We start from the raw sequence: 23,604 nt of genomic DNA on the forward strand, positions 1-23,604 counted from the left end.
GCCTCAGGCCCTTGCGGGCCGGCCGTCCCAGGTCTGCGGCCCCACGCCGCGCTCGCGCAGCTTGAACTTCTGCACCTTGCCGTTCTCGGTTCGCGGCAAGTCGGGCAGCACGTCGATGTAGCGCGGCACGGCGAAGTACGGCAGGCGACCTTCGCAGAAACGCGCAAGCTCGGCAGGGTCGATCTCCACGCCATCGCGCGCCACCAGCGCAGCCATCACCTCGTCTTCAGCCAGCTCCGAGCGCACCGGATACACCGCGCATGAGGCCACGCCCGGATGACTCAGCAGCACCTGCTCGACCTCGAACGACGAGATGTTCTCGCCACGCCGGCGTATCGCATCCTTGATGCGGTCGACAAAGCGGAAAGCGCCATCGGCGTCGCGCACCACCCGATCGCCGGTGTGGAACCAGAGATTGCGCCAGGCCTCGACCGTCTTCTCCGGCATGTTGAAGTAGCCGCTCGCGAAGGCAAACGGCTCGTCCGCGCGCAGCAGCAGTTCGCCGGCCTCGTCGGGCGGCAGTTCCACGTCGTCTTCATCGGCCACGCGCGCCTGGAAACCCGGGCGCAGCCAGCCCATGACACCGCCGCGCGGCGAATCCGGCGCCGTGGCGATGGCGAAGTTGGTTTCGGTCGAGCCGTAGCCTTCGAGCAGCGAAACGCCAGTGCGCGCCTTGAACGCCGCACCGGCGGCAGACGGCACGCCGGGCCCGAGACCTGTGCGCACGCGGTGGTCCCGCTCGCCAGGGCCTTCCGGCTGCGCGAGCAGGATCGGCACCATCGCCCCCAGCAGATAGACCACGGTCGCCCCGCTCGATCGCATCGTCGGCCAGAAGCCCGAGGCCGAGAAGCGCGACTCGAACACTACCTGCGCGCCGGTCAACGCGGCCTGCGCAAAGGTGTTGAGCGCGTTGATGTGAAACAGCGGCAGCGTGGTGCACAGCACGTCGTCGGCACCAACGCCGAGCACCTCCGCGCTGTTCACGCCCCACCAGAAATACTGCGCATGCGGGCAGATCACGCCCTTGGCCGGCCCTGTCGTGCCGGAGGTGTAGAGAATCGCCAGCGGGTCGCCGGGCTGCACCGCCGCAGCTTCGACAGGCTCCCCGCCCCCGGGATACGCCACCGCACGCACGCCCTCGGGCGCCCGCCATGCGGTCGCGGCCTCTCCGACGATCCAGATCTCGCGCAACGCGGTACGCGCCAGGTCCGCCGTCGCGAGCCTCTCGAGAAAACCCGCCTCGATCACCAGCAGCTTCGCCTCGCTGTTCGCAAGGAAGTACTCGATCTGCGGCCCCATCGATGCCGTGTTGACCGGCACCATCGACGCCCCCAGCCAACCGGCGCCCAGAAAGCTCTCCAGGAATTCGATTCGATTGCCGCACATCACCGCGATGCGGTCGCCGTGCGCCACACCGGCCGCGGCCAACGCACCCGCATGCACGGCCGCAGCCTGCGCCGCATCGCCGTGCGCCCACTCGCACCCCGCAATGCGCAGCAGGCCACGCGAGCCGAACAGCGCAGCCTGCCGCTGCAGCATCGCCGGCAGCGTGCGCTGCGCGGGCGGCACGGCGCGCGGGTCACTCGTCATCGTGCGTGCCTCCGCCGAGGTAGGTGGCCTGCACGCGCGGATCGCTCGCCAACTCGGCCGAGGCACCCGACAGCGCGATCTCGCCCGTCTCCAGCACATAGCCCTCGTCCGAGCTTTCGAGCGCCGCGCGCGCGTTCTGCTCCACCAGCAGGATCGACACGCCATCCTCCCGCAGCTTTCGCACGATCGTGAGAATGTCGCGCACGATCAGCGGCGCCAGCCCCAGGCTGGGTTCGTCCAGCATCAGCAGGCGCGGCGCCGACATCAGCGCCCGCCCCACCGCCAGCATCTGCCGCTCGCCGCCCGAGAGCGTGTCGGCGCGCTGTGCACGGCGCTCGGCCAGCCGGGGAAAGCGGTCATACACCGACTGCAGCCGCTTCTTCATCGCATCGCCGCGCAGCCGCTTGGCATAGGCGCCGAGCTGCAGGTTGTCGAGCACGGTGAGTTCGCCGAACAGCTCGCGCTTCTCGGGCACGAGGCACAGGCCGCGCTCCACGCGCGCTTCCACGTCCAGCCCTTGCAGATCTTCGCCTTCGAAGCGCAGCGTGCCCTTGCAGGGCAGCAGGCCCATGGCGGCGGCCAGCAGCGTGGTCTTGCCCGCACCGTTCGGGCCGATCACTGAGATAATCTGCCCGGGCTGCAGGTCCAGCGACACACCGCGCACGGCCTCGACCTGCCCGTAAGACACGTGCAGATCGCCAATCTCCAGCATCGCGGTCATACGACGCTCCCCAGGTAAGCCGCCTGCACGCGCTCGTCCGCGCGCACCGCCGACGGCACGCCCTCCACGAGCTTGGAGCCGAAGTTCATCACCACCAGCCTGTCCACCAGTTTCATCACGAAGTCCATGTCGTGCTCGACGATGAGGATGGTCACGCCCTCCTCGCGCAGCTTGCGCAGCAGGTCGCCGAGCGCCATCTTTTCCTTGCGCCGCAGGCCGGCGGCGGGCTCGTCGAGCACCAGCAGCACCGGGTCGGCGGCCAGCGCACGCGCGATTTCCAGGATGCGCTGCGTGCCCAATGGCAGGCTGCCCGCCAGTTCATGCGCACGGTCGCCCAGGCCGATGCGGTCGAGCTGGCGCTGCGCTTCCTGCAGGATCTGCTGCTCTTCCATGCGGTCCAGCCGCAGCCCCGCCTTCAGGATGCCCGAGCGCGTGCGCGAGTGCGCGCCCAGCGCCACGTTGTCAAGCAGGCTCATGTGCGGCCGCAGCTTCACGTGCTGAAAGGTGCGCGCCAGCCCCAGCCGCGCGACCTCGCGCTGCGGCATGCCGGCGATGTCGTGCTCAAGAAAGCGCACCCGGCCCGCGCTCATCGGCAGCGTGCAGGTCAGCAGGTTGAACATGGTCGACTTGCCCGCGCCGTTGGGCCCGATCAACCCGACGATCTCGCCGGCTTTCACGTCGAAGCTCACGTCGTTGACGGCCACCAACCCGCCGAAGCGCTTGACCGCGCCGTTCACCGACAGCACCTGCGAGCCGCGCTGGGGCAGCGTGCGGTGCGGCAGCGGTTCGACCGGCGGAGCTTCATGGCGCGACGGCCCCTGCGTGCCGCCACGGCGGCGCGTCCAGCGGCGAAGCAGCCCCATCACCCCGCCGCGCGCAAAGTGCAGCAACAGGATGAACAGCGCCGCGAAGGCCACGGCCTCGAGCTGGCCCGCGCGCTGCGTGAGCATCGGCAGCACGTCCTGCAGGCTGTTCTTCAGCACCAGCACCAGCGCGGCGCCCACCAGCGCACCCGCCAGTTGCCCGAGCCCTCCGGCCACCGCCATCAGCAGGTACTCGATGCTGGCACGCACGTCGAAGGGCGACGGGCTCACGAAGCGGTTCATGTGCGCATAGAGCCAGCCCGCCAGCCCCGCGAACAGCGCGGCCGTGACGAACAGCGAAAGCCGCACGCGATACGCATCCGCCCCCACGCTGGCCAGCAGCGTCGCGCCGCCACGCAGCCCGCGAATCGCGCGCCCCGGCCGCGACTGCAGCAGGTTGTGGCTGAACAGGCAGGCCAGCCCCACCACCACCCAGATCAGGTAATACATCGCGCGCGGATCGGCCAGCGACCAGCCCGCGATCTGCAGCGCCGGAATGTTCGACAGCCCCGTGTGCCGCCCGAGTGCATCGACGTTGCCGAACAGCATCGCGATCGACAGGCCCCACGCAATGGTGCTCAGCGGCAGGAAGTGTCCGCCCAGCCGCAGCGTGAGCATGCCGATGGCCAGCGCCGACAGCCCCGTGAGCAGCAGCGCGAACAGCAGCCCGATCCAGGGCGACATGCCCTGCGTCGTCGTGAGCCACGCGGTCGCGTAGGCCGCAATGCCCACGAAAGCCGCCTGCCCGAACGAGGTCGCCCCGCCCACACCGGTCAGCAGCACGAGACCCAGCGCCACCAGCGCACCGATGCCGATGTCGTTCAGCAGCGAGACGGTGAAGCTGCCCGCCACCGCCGGCACCAGCGCCAGCACGACGACCAGCGCGGCGATCCACGCCATGCGTTTGCGATTGCCGTTCATTGGTCCACCTCGTCTTCTTCCTCTTCCGCATGCGCAGCCATGAAGGAGCGCAGCATGAGCACCGGGATCAGCAGGCTGAACACGATCACGTCCTTCAGCGCGCCGCTCCAGAACGAGGCGAAGCTCTCCACCACGCCGACCGCGAGCGCGCCCACGGCCGTCATCGGGTAGCTCACGAGCCCGCCGATGATCGCGGCCACGAAGGCCTTCAGGCCGATGATGAAGCCCGAGTCGTAGTACATCGTCGTCACCGGCGCGATCAGCACACCGATCAGCCCCGCCAGCAGCGACGCGCAGCCATAGGCCAGCAGCGCCGTGCGCACCGGCCGGATACCCACCAGCCGCGCGCCCACCCGGTTCACCGCCGTGGCACGCAGCGCCTTGCCGGCCACCGTGCGCTCGAACACCAGGAAGAACAGCCCGCTCAGCACGATGGCCGCCCCCACCATCAGGACCACCTGCCCGCTGACCGTGAAGCCGTCGCCGAGCGTGAACATGGCGCTGGTCAGCGGCGTCGTACGCGAACCCTCCGGGCCGAAGAACAGCAGGCCCAGGCCCGACAGCAGGAAGTGCAGCGCCAACGACACGATCAGCAGCACCAGCACCGATGCATCCGCGATCGGCTGGAAGACCACTCGCGCGAGCAGCGGTGCAATGGGCACCACCAGCAGCACCGCCACCACGATGTGCACCGCCACCGGCACGCCGGGCCGCGCCGCCAGCCATGCGAGCACGCACGGAACAGCGGGCAGCACACCCCATGTCAGCACCGCCTTCGGGATGCGCGCGGCCTCGCCGCGCCGCAGCAGGCTGCCGATCTCGGTGGCCAGGGCCAGCGCGGCCAGCACGGCGACCATGCCGATGGTCGGCGGCACCCGGCCGGTCTCGAAGGCCGCGAGCGACAGTGCCGCAAAGGCCGCGATGTCGCCGAACGGCACGAACACCACCCGCGTGACGGAAAAGATCAGCACCAGCCCGAGCCCGGCCAGCAGGTAGATCGCACCGTTGGCCAGGCCGTCGGTGATCAGGATCAGGGCCACGTCCCACGTCATCGCGCGGCCCTCCGGAAAGTCGAATGCATGAGGTTCAAGGTGCGAGCTTCCATTGGCCGTTGTCGAGCTTGACGATCACCCGGGCGCGTTCGTCCACGCCGTAGAGGCTGCCGGGCTTGAAGGTGTAGACGCCGTGCGTGCCCACCACTTCCTTCGTGCTGAAGATGGCGTCGCGCAGCGCCACGCGGAACTCGGGCGTGCCCGGCTCGGCCTTCTTCATCGCGCGCGAGGCGGCATCGGCGAACACCAGCCAGCCGTCGAACGAGTAGGCCGAGAAAGCATCGCTGGTCGGTGCGTTGTTGACCTTCTGGAAGACGGCACGGAAGTCGGTCGCGATCTTCTTGGTCGGGTACTCGTCCGGCAGCTGCTCAGCCACGATCACCGGGCCGGTGGGCATCAGCGCGTTCTGGCCGGCCGCGCCGACCACGCGCACGAAGTCGGGGTTGATCAGGCCGTGCTGGCCGTACACGCCGCCCTTGAAGCCGCGTTCCTGCAATGCAAGGAACGGCAGTGCCCCCGGCGTGCCGGCGCCGCCGGTCATCACCGCGTCAGGGCGCAGTGCCACGATCTTCAGCACCTGCCCCGTCACCGAGGCGTCGGAGCGCGCATAGCGCTCGTTGCTCACCACCTTGATGCCTGCGCCGGGCGCGGCCTTCATCAGCGCGTCGTACACCAGGTCGCCCCAGGCGTCGGAGAAACCGATGTAGCCCACGGTCTTCACGTTGTTGCGCTTCATGCGCTCGACCACCGCGTCGATCATCAGCTGCGTCGGCTGTGCCACAGTCATCACCCACGGGTTTTCGTTGGGGTCGAGCAGGATGGGCGTGAGGCCGATCATCGGCGTCTTCGCTTCCTTGCCGACCTGCGCCATCGCGATGGCGGCCGGCACGCCCGATGTGCCCATGAGCACGTCGACCTTCTCGTCCTCGATCAGCTTGCGCGCGTTGCGCCCGGCCGTGGTGGGGTCGGAGCCGTCGTCCAGCACCACGAGCTGGATCTTGCGGCCGTTCACCTCCGGCTTGTAGGCCAGTGCGGCCTGCATGCCCTTGGCGTAAGGCACGCCCAGCGAGGAGTTCGGCCCCGACAGCGACACGCTGAGGCCGACCTTGAGGTCGGCCGCGAACGCGCTCGCTATGCCACAGGCGGTCAGCGCGGCGGCGAGGGTGCCGCGCGTCAGGGTCTGCATCAGGCTCTTCATGTCGTAGCTCCGGTGAGGATTGTTGGAATGAACAGAGGTGGTTGGGTAACTCAGATGAAAAGCTGGATGGCCGGCAACGCGCGCCCGGCATTGAGCAGGTCGACGCGCTTCTCGCGGATCGACCAGCCGGTGGATGTGCGGACGAGGTGATGGCGCGCGGTGCCACTCAGCATGAGTTGGCCTTCGCCGCGCGCCTCCACGTAGAGAAACGGCGTACGCAGCCATGCCTCGTCGCCCTCCTCGCGCTCGATGCGCGAAGGCTGCAGCACGTGCTGGCTGTGGCTCGCGGGGTGCTGCGAATGCGCGCGCGGGTTCTTCAGACGGTCCACGCGCAACTGCAGCAAGAGCCGGTCTTCGTACGCCAGAGAGTTGTGCGAGAACGGATCGGCCTGCGCCGCGCCGAGCAGCGGCACCCAGTAGTGACCGTCTTCCGCGAACAGGGCCAGCCAGTCGTCGAAGCGCCGCTCGTCGAGCAGCGCCGCCTCGTGGGCGACGAAATCGCGCGGGTCCGTCATGCCGTGGCCTCCATGCCCGCCGCCATGGCCTTCGCCCAGGCGCGGAACTGGTTGCGCATCAGCAGCTCGTTGGTGCCGTTGGTGGTGACCGTGGCTTGCTGCGTCTCGGCCGGGTCGTAGTTGCGATGCAGGCTCACCCATTCATTACCGCCGGCGCGCAGGCCCTGCTGGATGCTCTCGAACAGGTGCACGTCGTCGTGCGCGACCACCGACATCGGCGAAAACACGAGCCGGTTGTAGCTCATGGCCCGCTCGAAGAGCAGCGAGGGCGCCCCGGCCGCGCGGAAGCTCCAGGCCTCGATCAGCGTGCGGTCGGCCGCCAGCGGGCGGATCACGCGGATGGCCTGCGGCGAGCCCTTGACCGACAGGCTCGGAAAGAAGACCGAGTTCTGCGGCGATCGCTGCAGTATCTCGGCGGCCCGCTCCTCACCGTGCGCGGCGCGCATCGCGGCCTCGTACTCCGGCAGCTGCGCGTAGTTGGAGTGGATGCTGAAGTTCACCCCCAGCACGCTGTGGCCGTTGGCGAACACCCGTCCGCCCATCCTGTCGAAGAACTCGTAGCCCGAGCCGAAGGGCAATATCTGCTCCATCGCCATCGGCTTGGGGTCCGTTGGCGCATGGCCCTCCCACAGCGCCTCGGCCGCCTTGGTGGCCGACTCGTGCGTGGACATCGGGTGCACCGTGTCGTTGATGTTCTCCAGGTACATCTTCCAGTTGCAGTGGACGATGTTGCGCAGCACGCCGCCGCCCACGGTCAGCCTGCCCTCGGGCGAACGATCGACCATGTTGTCGAGCGCACCCAGCACCTCGCCGAAGTAGTCGTCGAACGAAGGTCCGGTGTCCGACAGCCGCACGAAGACGAAGTCTCGGTACACCTTCACGTTCTTCACCACCGACAGCCCCTGCCCCGACTCGCAGGCCTTGAGCTGCGTGCCCTCGTAGCCGTTCTTCAGCGGCAGCCCGAGCGGCGCGCCGTCGAGCTTGTAGGTCCAGGCGTGATACGGGCAACGGAAGAAGCGGCCGGTGTTGCCGCACTCGTCCGTCACCAGCTGCGTGCCCTTGTGGGCGCAGCGGTTGTAGAGCACATGCACCTCGCCATCGGGCTGGCGCACCATGAGCAACGGTCGCCCCGCGATCTCCTGCGTGACGAAATCACCCGGATCCGGCACCTGGCTCGCATGGCCGAGAAAGACCCAGGTGCTGGCGAACAGATGCTCCTGTTCCAGCGCGAAAAGCTCCTCGCTGAGGTACAGGTCGCGGTGCACCCGGTCGTTCCGGACCAGCGCCGCGACAAGATCGGGGCGGTTGCGGTAGGTGGTCATGGATGTGCTCCTGATTCGGGTCGCGTCACGCGAATTCGCGGAACACCGAGGAACCGGCTTTGCCGGGCCTCAGGTGTTGCCCCCGGTAGGGGGTTGGCGAAGCGACACGAAGTGCGCGCAGCCTGGGGGCGAGCTTGTTCACGGGACCAGCTTCCACTGTCCCTTGGTCATCTGCACGATGACCACGCCGCGTTGGTCGGAGCCATAGCGGTCGTCGGGCTTGAAGGTATAGATGCCATGCGTGCCCACCAGCTCCTTCGTACCCACGATGGCATCGCGCAGCGCCGTGCGGTAGGCCGGTGTGCCCGGCTCGCCCTTGGTGCGCGAGGCCGCGTCGGCCAGCAGCAGGTAGGCGTCGTAGGTGTACGACGAGAAGGCATCGGTCGGCACCGCGCCGTTGACCTTCTGGTAGGCGTTGCGAAAGCCCATCGCAACCTTCTTGATCGGGTTGGCGTCGGGCAGCTGGTCAGCCACCAGCACCGGGCCGCTGGGCACCTGCAGCCCTTCGATGGAAGCGCCGCCCACGCGCACGAAGTCGGCATTGATAAGGCCGTGCGTGCCATAGATCTTTCCCTTGTAGCCGCGCTCGGACAGCGCGATGTACGGCAGCGCGCCGGGCGTGCCCGAATTGCCCGCGAACACCGCGTCGGGCCGCGCCGCGACGATCTTCAGCACCTGCCCGGCCACCGACGAATCGCTGCGCGCATAGCGTTCGTTCGCCACCACCTTGATGCCGGCGGCATCGGCGCTCTTGACCAGCGAGTCGTAGGCCAGATCGCCCAGCGCATCGGAGAAGCCGATGAAAGCCACCGTCTTCACGCCCGACTTTTTCATGCGATCGACCACGCCCGCGACCATGAGCGGGAACGGCTGCGACACCGTCACCGTCCACGCGCCCTCGGGGCCGGCGATGGTCACCGGCGTGGGCGAGATCAGCGGCGTGTTGAGCTCGCGCGCCACCGAGGCGATGGCCATCGCGCCCGGCACGCCCGAGGTGCCGATGAGCACGTCGACTTTGTCCTCGGTCACCAGTTTGCGCGCATTGCGCCCGGCGGTGGTGGGGTCGGAGGCATCGTCGAGCACGATGAGCTGCACCTTGCGCCCGGCGATCTCCGGACGCTCGGCGATGGCGGCGCGGATGCCCTTCTCGTAGGGCACGCCCAGCGCGGCCACCGGCCCCGAGAGCGAGCTGATGAAGCCGATCTTCAGGTCGGCGGCGGTGGCCTGCGCCGCGGCCAGGGCAACGGCCGTGGCGGCCAGCAAGCGGGTGATCTTTTTCATGTCGGCTTTCTTGTCCGTGATCTCAGGGAACCAGCTTCCATTGGCCCTTTTCGAGCTTCACGACGACACGCGAGCGATCGTCGGAGCCGTAGCGATCGGTCGGCTTGAAGTTGTAGACCGAGTGCGTGCCCACCAGCTCCTTGGTGCTGACGATGGCATCGCGCAGCGCCAGGCGGAACTGCGGCGTGCCGGGCTCGGCCTTGCTAGCCAGCGCACGCTGCGCCGCGTCGAGGTAGATCAGCCATGCATCGAAGCTGTAGGCCGAGAAGGTGTCGGTGGGTGGAGCGCCGTTGGCCTTCTGGTAGGCCGAGCGGAAGTCCATCGCGATCTTCTTCATCGGGTTGTTGTCGGGCAGCTGCTCGGCCACCACCACCGGGCCCGTGGGCGCCAGCAGGCCTTCGACCGACGGGCCACCGACGCGGATGAAGTCGGGGTTGATCAGCGAATGCATGCCGTAGATCTTTCCCTTGTAGCCGCGCTCGGTGAGCGCGAGATACGGCAGCGCGCCCGGCGTGCCCGAGGCGCCGGTGATCACCGCGTCGGGGCGCAGCGCCACGATCTTCAGCACCTGGCCGGCCACCGACGAATCGCTGCGCGCATAGCGCTCGTTGCTCACCACCTTGATGCCGGCGGCGGGCGCCGACTTCATGAGCGCGTCGTACACCAGGTCGCCCCAGGCGTCGGAGTAGCCGATGTAGGCCACCGTCTTCACGCCGGCCTGCTTCATCTTCTCGACCATCGCGCCCATCATCAGCGGCGCAGGCTGCGGCAACGTCACCATCCACGCGCCCTCCTCACCGGCCAGGTCGGCGTTGGCGATGGAGATCAGCGGCGTCTTCGTCTCGCGCGCCACGCCGGCGATGGCCAGCGAGCCCGGCGCGCCGGCCGTGCCGATGATGACGTCGACCTTGTCCTCCTCGATCATCTTGCGCGCGTTGCGCGCGGCCGTGGACGGGTCGGATGCATCGTCGAGCTGGATCACCTGGACCTTGCGGCCTCCGACCTCCGACTTGTAGGCGGCCGCGGCCTTCATGCCCTTGTCGTACGGAATGCCGAGCGACGACACCGGCCCCGACATCGAAGTGATGAAGCCGACCTTGAGATCGGCGGCCCAGGCGCCCGCGGCGCTCAGCGCGCCGAGGCCCGCCGCAATGGCAGCGAGTGTGCGAATTCGGTTCAGGACTTTCATGACGATGCTCCAGAGGTTGTCAAAGGGAGGACGAAAAGGAAAACGACACCGCCACGCCATTTCGCGAAACACCGCGGAGCCGGCTCTGCCGGGGCGCAGGTGTTGCCCCCTGGAAGGGGGTTGGCGTAGCGACACGAAGTGCACGAAGACTGGGGGTCATTTCAAAGTGCCAGACTTCCGACACTGGTGCCGCCGCACACGTACAGCACCTGGCCGGTGATGAAGCTGTTGTCGGCATCGGCGAAGAAACGCACGGCGCGTGCCACGTCGGCCGATTCGCCGAGGCGCCTGACGGGCACCGAGGCCGCGAGAGCGCGTTCCTTCTCGCTGCCGGCCTCGACCACGTCGTAGAACATGTCTGTACGGATGGGCCCCGGTGCCACCACGTTCACCGTGATGCCGTCGGCCGCGAGCTCCAGCGCCCAGGTGCGCGCCATGCCCAGCATGCCGGCCTTGGTGGCCGAATAGCTGGTGCGCGTGGCCAGGCCCAGCGCGGCGCGCGAGGACAGCAGCACCACGCGGCCGAAGCGCTGTGCACGCATCGCGGGCAATGCACCTTGCACGAGCTGGATCGCACAGCCCAGGTGCAGGTCGACCAGCGCGTCGAGGTCTTCGAGCTTCACCTCAGGCAGCAGCGCTGCACGGATGACGCCCGCGTTGTGCACGATGGTGGTCGGCGAGAACCGCGTCACCAAGTCCCGCACCGCCTCGCCCGTGGCGGCGCGATCGCTCAGGTCGACCTCGATACTGTGCAGCTTCGGGTGGTCGATCTCCGCCTTACGGCGCGCGAGCGACACCACCTCGTAGCCCTGCGCCAGCAGGTCTTCGCAGATGGCCTTGCCGATGCCGGCGCTGCCGCCGGTGACGGCCGCGACCTTGGGTGCAGCGCCGGTCATGCCGAGGCCCCCACCAGCGCCAGCACCCGCAACGGGCTGCCGCTGCCCTTCTCGATCTTCAGCGGCGGGCAGATCAGCACCGCACCGGCCGCAGGCAGCAAATCGAGATTGCTCAGGCACTGCAGGCCGTAGCGGCCCGCGCCGTGCATGTAGTAGTGGCAGGGGTACGGCGGGCGCAGGTGGTAGCCCTGCCCCGCATCGGTGCCGATGGCCTCCGAGCCGAAGCCCAGCACATCGCGCTGCTCGACCAGGAATCGCACGGCGGCAGTGCTCGGGCCCGGCGTGTGCTGGCCCGTCTCGTCGAAGTTCTGGTAGGCCTCGGGGTCGGTGCGCTTGGACCAGTCGGTGCGCATCAGCACCCACGCGCCCTTCGGGATGCGGCCATGCGCGGCCTCGTAGGCCTCGATGTCCTCGAGAGTGAGCAGGTAGTCGGGGTCGTCCTTCACCTGTGGCGAGCAGTCGATCACGCAGGCCGGCGCCACGAAGTGCTGCACGGGAATGGTGTCGACAGAGTTGTTCGGCAGGTCGCGGCCCGAGATCCAGTGGATCGGCGCGTCGAAGTGCGTGCCGGTGTGTTCGCCGCAGGAGAAGTTGTTCCAATACCAGCCGGGTCCGCGCTCGTCGTACTTCGACACCTCCTCGATGCGGAAGGGCCAGCACTGGCCCATCTCGGGCGGCAGCGCGATCTGCGGGAACTCGGGCGTCAGCGTCTGCGTGAGGTCGATCACGCGGATGCGGCCGCTGGCCATGGCGGTCACCAGGCCGCCGAGGATCTCGGCGGTGGACATCAGTTCGGTTGTCGTGGTCATTCGTGTGGCTCCTGTCTCAGCCGCCTGCAGCGAGTTCGCGCTCGAGCACCTTGGGGTTGTCGCGCCAGCGCTCCAGCCACTCCTGCGCCACGTCACCGGGGTACACGTCTTCCACGCCGTCGCGCAGCGCCTTCACGATGGCATTGGCCAGCGCGGTGGGCGCGAGCTTGGGCGGCGGCGTGTGCTGGTTCCACTCGTCGTCGATGGGCCCGGGGAACACGTTGATCACGCGGATGCCGGCCGGCCGCATCTCTGCGCGCAAGCACTGCGCGAGCGAGTGCGCCGCTGCCTTCGAGGCGCTGAAGGTGCCGTGCGGCGGGAAGTTGCTCAGCGCATAGATCGACAGCAGGTTGACCCAGGCGGTCGCGCCTGTCACGCCGTCGGCCGAGCGGCCTTTCAGGGCGGGCCCGAACTCCTGCGCGAGGCGCAGCAGCCCGAAGTAGTTGATGTCCATCTCGGCCTTGGCCACGTCCGTGCCGCGCCGTGCGCCGATGCCGAAGGTGCGGTGCACCTCCGCGTTGTTGATGACGATGTCGACCTTGCCGCCGATGGAGCCGGCAAGCTCCGTCACCTGGCGGCCGTTGGTCAGGTCCAGCGGCACCAGCGTGACCGGGGGCAGCGCCGAGATGTCGTCGAGCCCGTCGCCCATCTTCTTCCAGGGCTCGGCATGGCCGACCCAGACGATGTCGGCGCCGGCCTTCACCAGCGCACGCACGATGGCCTGGCCGGTCTCGGTCTTGCCGTCGGTCACCAGCACCTTGCGGAACTTGGGGTCGCTGGTCATTTCGCGGAGCATCTTGTCGTCGGCCATGTGGGGACTCCCTTCGTTCGGAAAACCAATGAGAACGGCCTGGCCGGCGCGGTCGAGCCGGGCGCCGACACGCACGCGCTGCGGCGCATCGCCGACCTCGCCGTGCAGGTGGACCATGAGCGTGGGGCCGGCATCCAGGTGCACCAGGCCCAGCCGCCAGGGCAGCCGCTCACGGAAGAACAGGTCGTTGCTGTGATGCAGCGTCGTGCTGCCGAGCAGTTCGCCCTCGCCGCTCTGCTCGCGCCAGCGCAGCGCGGCCGAGAGGCACTTGTGGCAGACCTCGCGCGGCGGGTACTGCACCGTGCCGCAGTCTTCGCAGGTCTGCAGTTCGAAGCGGCCTTCGGCTGCGGCAGCGGTAAGGCCGAGCGCCACGCGGCCACGCGCGCCGGGCGGCAGGTTCATCTGCCGGGTGCGCAGCACCGGGTTCTTGCGCGGGGGGCGCATCAAGGGCATCGTCATGCGGGTCTCCCCAGGATCACCGCGCCTGTGCACAGGCAGCGGTCGTAGGTCACCATGCCGAAGCCGGCGACGAGGCCCGACTGGGCATTCGGTACGGCGCGTTGTCCGGCCTGATCGGTGAGTTGCCTGATCGCCTCGACCATGCCGAGGAAGCCGCCCGCAGCGCCTGCCTGCCCTGCCGAGAGCTGGCCGCCGCTGGTGTTGTTCGGAAAGCTGCCGTCGAAGGTCATGGTGTTGGCCTGCACGAAGGCCGGGCCTTCGCCCTTCTCGCAGAAGCCCAGGTCCTCGAACTGCATCATCACGATGACGGGGTAGTCGTCGTAGGTCTGCACGAAGTCGAGTTCTGCGGGCTGGATGCCGGCCTGCGCGTAGAGATCGTCGCGGTCCTTGCGCCAGCCGCCCTGCACCATCACCGGGTCTTCGGCGTAGGCGTTGTGGCGTTCGATGGCGCCGCGGATCACGACGTGTGCAAGGCCCAGGTCGCGCGCGCGCTCCTCGCTCATCACGAGGAAGGCGTCGGCGCCGGCGCAGGGCATCACGCAGTCGAACAGATGGATCGGGTCGGAGATGGGCCGCGCGGCCATGTACTCGTCGAGCGTCAGCGCCTTCTTGAACATCGCGTTGGGGTTGCCCAGCGCGTTGGTGCGCTGGTTCACGCAGATGCGACCGAAGTCCTCGCGCCTGGCGCCGTAGGTGCGCATGTAGTTGGCGGTGATGAACGCGAAGATCGAGTTCGGGCCGCCCGAGCCGTAGGGGTAGCTCGCGTCCCGCGCGAAGTTGCTGAAGCTGCCGAGCGTCTGGCGGAAGGAGTCGACGTGGTTGGTGTCAGCGCCCACGCAAGCGACGATGTCCGCGTCGCCCGCCTGCACCGCCCGCGCCGCACGGCGCAGGCACATCACGCCCGAGGCACCACCGGTGGGCACATGGTCGAGCCAGCGCGGCGACATGCCCAGGTGCTGCGTGACGCCCACGGCCGTGTCGGGCGCGAGCGAGAAGCTGCTGAGGCACAGGCCGTCGATCTGCTCCTTGGCAACGCCGCTCGCCTGCACAAGCGCCTCGACAGCCTGGCCGATGAACCAGTGTGCGGTGCGCGTGGAATAGCGCACATAGGGCACGGTGACGGGCACCGCGACCGCCACGCCTTCGTAGGAAAGCCGTCGTTTCGTCGTCATGCCTGCCTCTTCTTCATGGCTCGCGTGTCGATGCAATGACCCTGGCCCGGCAGCGACTGAGCCATCTCGCGCAGCTGCCCGCGCTGGATCTTCTGCGAGGGCGTGAGCGGCAGCGCATCGACGAAGGCGACGTAGCCCGGCGCCTTGTAGTACGCCAGCTGCGCCAGGGCGTGCTCGACGATGCTGGCCGCGACCTGATCGCGCTGCGAGGCATCGACACCTTCGCGAACCACGATGCAGGCCAGCACCTCGTCGCCGCGTACTTCGTCGGGCGTGGCAGCCACCGCTGAAGTCTTCACGGCCGGATGCTGGTTGAGCACGCTCTCGACCTCGACGGCGGAGATGTTCTCGCCGCTGCGGCGAATCACGTTCTTCTTGCGGTCGACGAAGAAGAAGTTGCCTTCGGCATCGCGGCGCACGAGGTCGCCGGTGTGGAACCAGCCGCCGGCCCAGGCTTCGCGCGTGGCCTCTTCGTCCTTCAGGTAGCCGGAGAAGAAATAACGCCTCGGGTCAGGACCTGACGAACGCACCAGCAGCTCACCCGGCGCATCGACGCCGACGTCGTTGCCATCCTCGCCCACCAGGCGGATCTCGACGAAGTCTTCCTGCCGGCCGAAGCAGCTGGTACCCACCAGACGAGGCTCGCGATTGGCCATGATGCAAGCGGCCGCGCCGGTCTCGGTCATGGCCCAGGCCTCGACCAAGGGGAAGCCGAAACGCTCCTCGAAAGGCGCGTGGTTCTTGCGGTCCACACCGGCGCCGAAGCCCCAGCGGATGGCGTGGTCACGATCAGCCGCAGACGCGGGCGCGGACAGCAGCATCGCTGGCATCACGCCCAGGTAGTGAACGATGGTCGCGCAGCTTTCCTTCGCGCTCGCCAGCCAGGTCTTCGGATGGAAGCGGTCGAGCTGCACCAGGCAACCGCCCGCAACCAGCACCACCATGGTGGAGAAGGCCATCGCGTTCATATGGTTGAGCGGCAGCGGCGTAATGACTCGCTCCATGTCGGGGCGGATGCTGCAGACGCCATCGAGCGCCGCATACCACTCGCCTGCGCGCAGGAAGTAGGCATTGCTCAGGATGCAGCCCTTGGGGCGACCGGTGGTGCCGGAGGTGTAGAGCAGGCCGCATTCGGTATCGACGCCGACGGGCTCGTGGGCGCGCGGCGCTGCGGTCTTCGCAAGCGGCACGGCGTCGTCGGGCCCCATCGTCTCGAAGTCGATGCCAGCCTGTGCCGCCGCAGCCCACAGGTCGGCCGCGCGCTCCGGCAGCGTCACGGCCAGGCCGATTTCGCTGTGACCGATCAGGTAGACCAGCTCGGCCGAGCGCATCTCGGCATTGATCGGCACCACGCTCGCGCCCAGTGCGTTCAGCGCAAGCCAGTGGAAGATGAAAGCGGGCCGGTTCTCCAGCAGCAGCCCGACGCGGTGGCCGTGGCCGTAGCCGGCCTGCGCGTAGGCGGCACGCAGCCGCTCGATCCGCTCGGCGGCATCGCCCCAGCGGATGGCGCCCGCTTCGATGCCGTAGGCGGCGGCGGTCACCGATTCGGTGAACAGGAACTCGGCCTGCGGCGTACGCGCCGCTGTGGCCGCGAAGACTTGATGGACGGTGGCGCGTGGCATCGCTTTCGTCCCTGTCATATGAAGAGCTGCACGGCCGGCAGGGCCGCGTCGCAATTGAGCAGGTTGACGCGCTTGAGCGTCATCCGCAGCGCGCCGTCCTGCATCGTGAGGTGATGGAAGAAGGTGCCGACGTAGAACTGCAACTCGTCGCCCTGCGACTCGGTGTAGTGGAACGAGGTGCGCACCACGTAGCGGTTGGCTTCCGGGTCGAACTGCTCGACCACCGGAACCTGCAGCAGATGGTGGCAGCGGCTCGGTGGCTGCTGCGAGAAGGCGCGCGGGCTCTTCAGGCGTTCGATGCGCAGGTCGCGCAGCAGCTTGTCTTCGTACAGGTGCGAGGTGTGGTTGAGGCCGTCTTCCTGGTCGGGCACCAGCGGAATCCAGTAGAAGGCGTCGTCGGTGAAGAGCGCGTTCCACTCCTCGTAGCGGCGTATGTCGAGCAGGTGCGCCTCATTCACGACGAAGTCGATCAGCTGCTGTCGGGTGACTTCCGCGGCGTTGGCCATCACATCGTCTCCGTCATGCGTTGCACCCAGCTGCGGTACTGGTTGCGCATCGGCAGCTCGTTGGTGCCGCCCGTGGTGATCTCGCCGCCCTTGAGTTCGGCCGGGTCGTAGTCGCGGTGCAGGCTCACCCACTCGTTGCCGCTCGCGTGCAGTCCTGCCTGCATGCCTCTGTAGGCCTGCAGGTCGTCGTGACCTACAACCGAGAACGGCGAGTTGATGAGGCGGTTGTACATGGTGGTGCGCTGCAGCAGCTCGGGCGGCGCGCCCTTGAGGCGGAAGGTCCAGCTCTCGATCAGCGTCCTGTCGGCCGAGATCGGCTTGACCACGCGAATCGCCTGGATCGCGCCCTTGATGGTGAGGTTCGGGTAGTACACGGTGTTGTGCCGTGCCATGCCGAGGATCTGCGCCGTCTTCTCCTCGCCGTAGCGCGCCTTCATGGCGTCGTCGTACGCGGGGATCGCCTTGTACTTGCTGTGGATGCTGAAGTGCACGCCCGTGAAGCTGTGGCCGTTGTCGTAGGTGCGGATGCCCATGTCCTCGAAGAACTTGTAGTCGGACATGAAGGGCACGAACTGCTCCACGGCCATGGGCTTCGGCTCGTCCTCGGGCTTGTCGGCCCACATGCGCTTGGCTGTGCCGGCCGAGGACTCGTGCGCCACCATCGGATGCATGGTGTCGTTGAGGTTCTCGACGAACATCTTCCAGTTGCACTGGTGCATGAAGCGCAGGCAGCCGCCGGCGATTTCGAGCTCGCCTTCAGGCGAACGGTCGGCCATGTTGTCGATGGAGCTCAGCGAGTCGCCGAAGTACTCGTCGAAGTCCGGGCCGGCATCGTTGATCTTCACGAAGATGAAGCCACGATGGCTGCGCACGTGCTTCACGGTGGTCAGGCCCTTGCCCGATTCGCACTCGTGCAGCTGGGTGTTCTCGTAGCCGGTCTTCAGCGGAATCGCCAGCGGCGCGCCGTCGGTCTTGAAGGTCCAGGCGTGGTACGGGCAGCGAAAGAACTTGCCGGTGTTTCCGCAGGGTCCGTTGACGAGGCGGGAGCCCTTGTGGGCGCAGCGGTTCATCATCGCGCGCACGCTGCCGTCGGAGTGGCGAACGATGATCAGCGGGCGCCCCGCGATCTCGTTGCTGATCCAGTCGCCTGGCTTGGGCAGTTGGCTCTCGTGGCCGACGTAGTTCCAGGTGTTCGCGAAGAAGTGCTCCTGCTCCAGCTCGAAGAGCTCCTGGCTGGTGTAGAGGTCGCGGTGCACGCGGTCGTTCTGCACCAGCGCGCGGATGGCTTCGGGGTTGTCTCGGTACGAGGTCATGGTGCTCGTGTCTCCTTGCTTCATCCTTGCTTCAGATGTCCAGCACCAGCCGCGCACCCTTGGCTCGCGAGATGCAGATCTGCATGACGTTGCCCTCCGCCTTCTCACGGGCGGTGAGCACGTAGTCGCGGTGGTCGATCTCGCCTTCGAGCACAGGCACGGCGCACACGCCGCACTCGCCGCGCTTGCAGTCGAACATCGGATCGCAGCCGTGTTCGATGAGGCAATCGAGGATGCTCTGGTCCGCCGGCACGGTGAAGCGCTGGCCCGACTGGGCAAGCTCCACCTCGAAAAGCTGGTCGCCCTCTTCCGCGACGGGTTCGGTGAAGAGCTCGAAGTGCACGCGGTCGTGTTCCCAGCCGCGCGCCTGGGTACGCTTCAGCACGGCGTCGAGCATGACCTTGGGACCGCAGACGTAGAGGCGATCGCCGGCCGGCACGCTGTCGAGCAGCGCGCCGATGTCGAGCGGAGTACCAGCTTCGGCGTCGGCGTGCACACGCAGGTCGTCGCCCAGCAGGGACTGCAGCTCGGGCAGGAAGGCCATCAGGTCGCGGCTGCGGCCGGCGTAGTGCATGTGCACGGCAGCGCCCTCCGCGCGGCGGCAGGCGGCCATGGTCGCGAGCGGCGTTACGCCGATGCCGCCTGCCACCAGCACAGTACCGCCGGGGCCTGTGTGCAACGGAAAGTCGTTCTTCGGCGCTTCGATGGCAATGATGTCGCCCTCTTTCAGCTGCTCGTGCATAAAGCGCGAGCCGCCGCGGCCTTCGTCTTCCTTGCGCACGGCGATCACGTACTCGGTGGGCGCATTGGTGGCATTGCGCGCGGTATCGAAGTTGATGAGCGAGTAGTGGCGCCAATCGGTCTTGCCGTCGGGCAGCGATACCTGCACGCGGATGTGGGCGCCGGCCGCGAAGCCGGGCAGCGCGCGGCCGTCTTCGGCGCGCAGGCACAGCATGCGGATCAGCGGATTCAATGTTCGCGCTTCGGCAACGCGCAGCGAGAGGGTGGCTGAGGGTGCGGTCATCTTCGTCTCGTCTCTTCAGGCCAGTGCGTGCTGCACCAGCGCGGCCTGCAGCTTGTGGCCATGTTCGTCCGCCAGTGCCGCGTCGCGCAGTTCGCGCAGCGTGGCCGGGGCGAGCGCAGTGCCGGCGCGTTCGAAGGCACGCATCACGGTGTCGTAGTTGCGGATGCCGCGCTCGTGCGTGTCGCTGTAGCCCTTCACCAGGCGCTGGCACTGGGCCAGCTCCACGGCGAGTTCGGGATTGCGCTGCGCGGTGGCGGCGATGCGCTGCAGCCATTCCTCGATGCGGCGGTTTTCCTCGGCGTAGCGCATCGTGGACAGGCGCCAGCGCTTGCATGCCGCCACCATGCGCAGCATGAGGTAGCCGCGCAGCGAACTGGTGCGGATCACTCGGCCATGCTGCGTGAAGCGCTCGACGAGCTTCTTCGGCAGCGTCGAGTTCATCAACCAGCGGTCGATGCCGCCGGGCAGGGTCTCGCAGATTTCCTGCAGGCGCGGGTGCATGTACTCGTTGATGGCAAGCACCTGGCCCGGCTGCACGCGGGCCTCGCCGCGCACGCGCTCGAAGCGGGTGGCGCGGGTCTTCAGGGCTGCGACGCGGGCCGTATCTTCATAGGACATCCAGAGCGCGAGGTGGCGCGCGGTTTCGCGCAGCAGGCGGTGGTTGTCACTGCCCGGCAGCGCGGCAACGGCGGCCATGCGGTCGAGGTAGAGGCTTGCGTAAGCGAGGTCCTGGTAGTCGATCAGGCGGCGGACGCCTTCGAGCAGCAGGTCTTGTGCGGGCAGCGGGAAGTCGCGCTGCACGCGTTCGACGAGTGCACGCACGGCCGGATGGCGCGGCTGCGGCACCGACACGGCAGCCGGCGTCTCTTCCGTCGGCTCATCGTCACCGTGCTGTGCCCGCGCGAATGCCGCGCCGAAAGCCTTGAGACTGGGCTTCACGCCCACGCCGCCGCGCTCGATGGTCGCCTCGAACTGCACACGGCTGAACGGCAGCACGCCAGAACCCGCGAGCGCGCCGAAGAGCACGGCACTGATCACGCTGCCGGAGGCCTCGGCCGCCTGCGCCATGTCGAAGCGGATGAAACGCCTGGCGGCCCTGCCGGTGTGCGCAAGGAGCTGATCGCTGTCGACGCGGCCATCGCCCATCGCGCTCTTCTCTGCGATGGAGAACACGCGGTGCGTGGACGCGATCAGCGTGGTGCGGTCGCGCGTGACGAGGCCGCGCTGGACTGCACGCCCCGCCTCCATGAGTTCCGATGCGAGCACCACGTCGACGTCGCCCGGCAGCGGCATCAGCGCGAGAACCGGCAGCCCGCCGTCGGCCTCGGCCTGCGCCGCAGGATACAGCTCGACGTAGTAGATGGTGGCGCCGGTGCGCTGGGCCACGCCCGGCACCGAGGTCGTCTGCGCGACGTAGCCGTTGGCCTCGCCCATGTCGACGATCCAGTCGGCGAGCACGCCGCCGCCCTCCCCGCCCATGGCGAGGATCGCGATCTTGATCGGTTGTGCGTTCTTCGTCATCGCTTCAGAAGGCATAGGCATCACGACGACGCGCCTCGCCGCGCTGCAGCCAGCCGATGACGGCCGCACGCACGCGCTCGCGCAGCAGGTCCCAGCGGCTGGGGTTGCTCACGATCTGCGCCTTGTAGAACGAAGGGCACAGCACCGCGGCGTGCGAGACCTCGCCGCACACGCCGCAGCCCACGCAGCTGTCGAGCACGGTCGCGACCGGGTCGGTGCGCAACGGATCGGGGTTGGGCTTGATCGAGAGCGACGGGCAGCCCGAGAGACGGATGCAGGAGTGATCGCCGGTGCAGGTGTCGGAGTCGACGCCGAACTTCTCGCGCACCATGCGCTTGCCATCGGCGATGGCCTTGCGCACCAGCGGCTTCTCGCGGCGCTGCTTGTTGAGCATGCACTCCGACTGGGCGATCAGGACCTTGGGGCCCTTCTTCGTCGTGGTGAGCGCTTCTTTCAGCGCGTCGCGCATGCCGGCGATGTCGTAGGTGCGACGCATCGTCTTCACCCACTCGACGCCCACGCCCCGCACGGCGCGCTCGATCTCGTGGCCGGTGCTGCGGGTCTTGTTGACCGCGTTCGACGAGAGAATGTCCTGCCCACCGGTGGCCGAGGTGTAGTTGTTGTCGACGACGATGGTGAGGTTGTCGCTCTTGTTGAAGACCGCGTTCGCAACGCCGCTGGTGAGGCCGTTGTGCCAGAAGCCGCCGTCGCCCATCATCGAGATCGCGCGCTTGCCGGCGGGCGCGTTGAGCGCCGCGGCACCCGCGCCGCCCAGGCCGTAGCCCATGGTGGTGTTGCCGATGTTGAAGGGCGGCAGGATGGAGAACAGGTGGCAGCCGATGTCGGCGCTGACGTGGTGCGGGCCGAGTTCGCGCTCGACCAGCTTCATCGCGCTGAAGATGGGACGCTCGGGGCAGCCGGTGCAGAAGCCCGGCGGGCGGGCGTGCACGACTTCGCCGAGCGACGTGGAAGGCGGCGCGGATTCGGCGACCTCGATCAGCGGAATCACCTTGCGAACCGGCGCCGGCACCGGCAGCGGCGCGAGGCGTTCGTAGCGCTCGCAGAAACTGCGCGAGCCCTTGAGAAGTTCGGCCGCCGTGTACTCGCCGGCCACCGGCAGCATGTCCTTGCCGTGCAGCACGGTGGTGGAGCCGGCCTGGCGCAGGATGGTCGCGAGGTTCTGCTCGACGAAGTTGGGCTGCCCCTCTTCCACGACCAGCACGGCGCGCTTGCCCTTGCAGAAGCGGATCACCTCGCTGTCGATGACGGGGTAGGCCACGTTCATCACGTACAGCGGCACCTGCGTGTTGCCGTACACGTCGGCCAGGCCCAGGCGCTCCAGCGCGCGCAGCAGCGTGTTGTAGCTGCCGCCCTGCACGATGATGCCGATGTCGTCGGCGTCCTCCGAGAAGAACTCGTTGAGCTTGCGCTCCTCGATGAAGCGCACGGCGGCGGGCCAGCGGTCCTTCACCTTTTCCTGCTCGTGCACGAAGCTCGCGGGCGGCAGAACGATGCGGCCGACGTCGCGTTGCGGGTTTTCGAGCGCATCTTTCAACGTGAACTTCGCGCGCTTGTTGTCGCCCGCGACGAAGTGCCCATGCACATGGCACGCACGGATGCGCAACTGCAGCATCACCGGCGTGTTGCTGGCCTCGGAGAGATCGAAGCCCTGCTTCACCGCATCGACGATGCTGGGCAGGTTGGGACGCGGATCGAGCAGCCAGATCTGCGACTTCATCGCGAAGGCATGGCTGCGCTCCTGCATGATCGACGAGCCCTCGCCGTAGTCTTCGCCCACGATGATGAGCGCGCCACCGGTCACGCCGCCCGAAGCCAGGTTGGCCAGCGCGTCGGAAGCCACATTGGTACCCACGGTGGCCTTGAAGGTGACGGCGCCGCGCAGCGGGTAGTTGACGGAAGCGGCCAGCGTGGCGGCGGCAGTGGCTTCGCTCGCGCTGTTCTCGAAGCGGATGCCTTGCTCGGCAAGGATGTCCTGCGCATCGGCCAGCACATCCATCAGATGCGAGATGGGCGCCCCCTGGTAGCCCGCCACGTAGGAAACGCCTGACTCCAGAAGGGCCTTGGTGACCGCCAGAATGCCCTCGCCACGAAAGACTTCCCCACCAGAAAGCCGCAGTTTCTTGACTTCTTCAACGAATGAACGCTCGGCCATCTGGGTCCTTGTTGTCTATCGTGGGACGATGGGCTTCGGGAGCTGCATCGCGGTTCATATAATGTTGACAAATAAATGTATCCACAATCATGAATTACCCTAGACAAGCAAGCAGCGTGCCCGTGGCGACTGTGAAGACTGTGAGGTGCCTTCATGGCTGAAGAACAACCCATCGAATCGCATCGCTTCGTCGATGACTACCTTCCCGCGCTGCTGGCGCAGGCCAGCCAGCTGATCTCTTCTGAGTTCCACGAGGTGGCGCGCCAGCAGGGCTTCTCCGTGTCGGAGTGGCGCGTGATGGCATCGCTCGCAGGCAGCGAGCCGATCAGCATCGGCCAGCTCGCGCAGGTGACCGTGACCAAGCAGCCCACGGTGACGCGGCTGCTGGACCGCATGGAAGCGCGCGGACAGGTCGAGCGCCTGCCCCACGAGAGTGATCGCCGCATCACGCTGGTGCGCATCACGCGCAAGGGCCTGAAGGCGGTCGAGCACCTGATGGAACTGGCGCGCGAGCATGAACGGCGCGTGCTCGAGCCCTTCGGGTTGCGACGCGCCGAAGAGCTCAAGCAGACGCTGCGGCAGATGATCGACCTGCACGTGCATGTGCCGGTCGAGGAGCCGGAAGAAGACTGAGCGCGATCGCCCG

Annotated in this window: 20 protein-coding genes; 1 reads left to right on the top strand and 19 read right to left on the bottom strand. The window is 67.8% G+C overall.

Annotation, left to right across the window (positions count from 1 at the left end):
- Positions 1 to 3: 3 nt before the first annotated feature.
- From EJO71_RS04570 to EJO71_RS04660, 19 genes are all read right to left on the bottom strand, one after another.
- Complete coding sequence (locus EJO71_RS04570) at positions 4 to 1,590, bottom strand: ATP-dependent acyl-CoA ligase (protein ID WP_125947933.1); 1,587 nt, start codon at positions 1,588 to 1,590, stop codon at positions 4 to 6.
- Positions 1,580 to 2,311 carry an ABC transporter ATP-binding protein gene (locus tag EJO71_RS04575; RefSeq protein ID WP_125947932.1) on the bottom strand — a complete coding sequence of 244 codons (732 nt, stop codon included), beginning with the start codon at positions 2,309 to 2,311 and terminating at the stop codon, positions 1,580 to 1,582. The genes EJO71_RS04570 and EJO71_RS04575 overlap by 11 nt, the downstream gene beginning before the upstream one ends.
- Positions 2,308 to 4,095 (bottom strand): branched-chain amino acid ABC transporter ATP-binding protein/permease, encoded by a 1,788-nt coding sequence (locus tag EJO71_RS04580; protein ID WP_125947931.1) that lies wholly within the window; start codon positions 4,093 to 4,095, stop codon positions 2,308 to 2,310. Before EJO71_RS04580 ends, EJO71_RS04575 begins: the two co-directional genes overlap by 4 nt.
- Positions 4,092 to 5,147, bottom strand: coding sequence for a branched-chain amino acid ABC transporter permease (locus tag EJO71_RS04585; protein WP_125947930.1), 1,056 nt, complete (start codon positions 5,145 to 5,147; stop codon positions 4,092 to 4,094). Before EJO71_RS04585 ends, EJO71_RS04580 begins: the two co-directional genes overlap by 4 nt.
- A gap of 34 nt (positions 5,148 to 5,181) precedes the next feature.
- Entirely contained in the window at positions 5,182 to 6,345 is a 1,164-nt protein-coding gene (locus EJO71_RS04590) for an ABC transporter substrate-binding protein (RefSeq protein WP_125947929.1), read from the bottom strand.
- Between the two features lie 50 nt (positions 6,346 to 6,395).
- Positions 6,396 to 6,860, bottom strand: coding sequence for an aromatic-ring-hydroxylating dioxygenase subunit beta (locus EJO71_RS04595; protein WP_125947928.1), 465 nt, complete (start codon positions 6,858 to 6,860; stop codon positions 6,396 to 6,398).
- Positions 6,857 to 8,182: an aromatic ring-hydroxylating dioxygenase subunit alpha gene (locus EJO71_RS04600; RefSeq protein WP_125947927.1), complete on the bottom strand. Its 1,326-nt coding sequence runs from the start codon at positions 8,180 to 8,182 to the stop codon at positions 6,857 to 6,859. Before EJO71_RS04600 ends, EJO71_RS04595 begins: the two co-directional genes overlap by 4 nt.
- A 138-nt stretch (positions 8,183 to 8,320) precedes the next feature.
- Positions 8,321 to 9,463 carry an ABC transporter substrate-binding protein gene (locus EJO71_RS04605; RefSeq protein WP_125947926.1) on the bottom strand — a complete coding sequence of 381 codons (1,143 nt, stop codon included), beginning with the start codon at positions 9,461 to 9,463 and terminating at the stop codon, positions 8,321 to 8,323.
- A 22-nt stretch (positions 9,464 to 9,485) separates the two neighbouring features.
- Positions 9,486 to 10,652 carry an ABC transporter substrate-binding protein gene (locus EJO71_RS04610; RefSeq protein WP_125947925.1) on the bottom strand — a complete coding sequence of 389 codons (1,167 nt, stop codon included), beginning with the start codon at positions 10,650 to 10,652 and terminating at the stop codon, positions 9,486 to 9,488.
- Positions 10,653 to 10,813: 161 nt separating this feature from the next.
- Positions 10,814 to 11,548: an SDR family oxidoreductase gene (locus EJO71_RS04615; RefSeq protein WP_125947924.1), complete on the bottom strand. Its 735-nt coding sequence runs from the start codon at positions 11,546 to 11,548 to the stop codon at positions 10,814 to 10,816.
- Complete coding sequence (locus EJO71_RS04620) at positions 11,545 to 12,357, bottom strand: cyclase family protein (RefSeq protein ID WP_125947923.1); 813 nt, start codon at positions 12,355 to 12,357, stop codon at positions 11,545 to 11,547. The genes EJO71_RS04615 and EJO71_RS04620 overlap by 4 nt, the downstream gene beginning before the upstream one ends.
- A 16-nt stretch (positions 12,358 to 12,373) precedes the next feature.
- Entirely contained in the window at positions 12,374 to 13,627 is a 1,254-nt protein-coding gene (locus EJO71_RS04625) for an SDR family NAD(P)-dependent oxidoreductase (RefSeq protein ID WP_125947922.1), read from the bottom strand.
- Positions 13,624 to 14,799, bottom strand: coding sequence for a thiolase family protein (locus EJO71_RS04630; RefSeq protein ID WP_125947921.1), 1,176 nt, complete (start codon positions 14,797 to 14,799; stop codon positions 13,624 to 13,626). Before EJO71_RS04630 ends, EJO71_RS04625 begins: the two co-directional genes overlap by 4 nt.
- A complete protein-coding gene (locus EJO71_RS04635; RefSeq protein ID WP_125947920.1) occupies positions 14,796 to 16,421 on the bottom strand; it encodes an AMP-binding protein in 1,626 nt (541 codons plus the stop codon). Before EJO71_RS04635 ends, EJO71_RS04630 begins: the two co-directional genes overlap by 4 nt.
- Before the next feature lie 14 nt (positions 16,422 to 16,435).
- The gene (locus tag EJO71_RS04640) at positions 16,436 to 16,927 is read right to left on the bottom strand and encodes an aromatic-ring-hydroxylating dioxygenase subunit beta (protein ID WP_125947919.1); all 492 of its coding nucleotides are present in this window, start codon (positions 16,925 to 16,927) and stop codon (positions 16,436 to 16,438) included.
- Positions 16,927 to 18,240, bottom strand: a complete 1,314-nt coding sequence (locus EJO71_RS04645; protein ID WP_125947918.1) for an aromatic ring-hydroxylating dioxygenase subunit alpha — start codon at positions 18,238 to 18,240, stop codon at positions 16,927 to 16,929. Before EJO71_RS04645 ends, EJO71_RS04640 begins: the two co-directional genes overlap by 1 nt.
- Before the next feature lie 31 nt (positions 18,241 to 18,271).
- A complete protein-coding gene (locus EJO71_RS04650) occupies positions 18,272 to 19,264 on the bottom strand; it encodes a PDR/VanB family oxidoreductase (RefSeq protein WP_125947917.1) in 993 nt (330 codons plus the stop codon).
- A gap of 15 nt (positions 19,265 to 19,279) precedes the next feature.
- Positions 19,280 to 20,785: an indolepyruvate oxidoreductase subunit beta family protein gene (locus EJO71_RS04655; RefSeq protein ID WP_125948060.1), complete on the bottom strand. Its 1,506-nt coding sequence runs from the start codon at positions 20,783 to 20,785 to the stop codon at positions 19,280 to 19,282.
- 4 nt (positions 20,786 to 20,789) lie between these two features.
- The gene (locus EJO71_RS04660; RefSeq protein ID WP_125947916.1) at positions 20,790 to 22,958 is read right to left on the bottom strand and encodes an indolepyruvate ferredoxin oxidoreductase subunit alpha; all 2,169 of its coding nucleotides are present in this window, start codon (positions 22,956 to 22,958) and stop codon (positions 20,790 to 20,792) included.
- Positions 22,959 to 23,111: 153 nt separating this feature from the next.
- Between EJO71_RS04660 and EJO71_RS04665 the strand changes: the two genes are divergently transcribed.
- Positions 23,112 to 23,591, top strand: a complete 480-nt coding sequence (locus EJO71_RS04665) for a MarR family transcriptional regulator (RefSeq protein WP_125947915.1) — start codon at positions 23,112 to 23,114, stop codon at positions 23,589 to 23,591.
- Positions 23,592 to 23,604: the final 13 nt, after the last annotated feature.

The sequence above is a fragment of the Variovorax sp. 679 genome (assembly GCF_003952185.1).
Taxonomy (GTDB): Bacteria; Pseudomonadota; Gammaproteobacteria; order Burkholderiales; family Burkholderiaceae_C; genus Variovorax.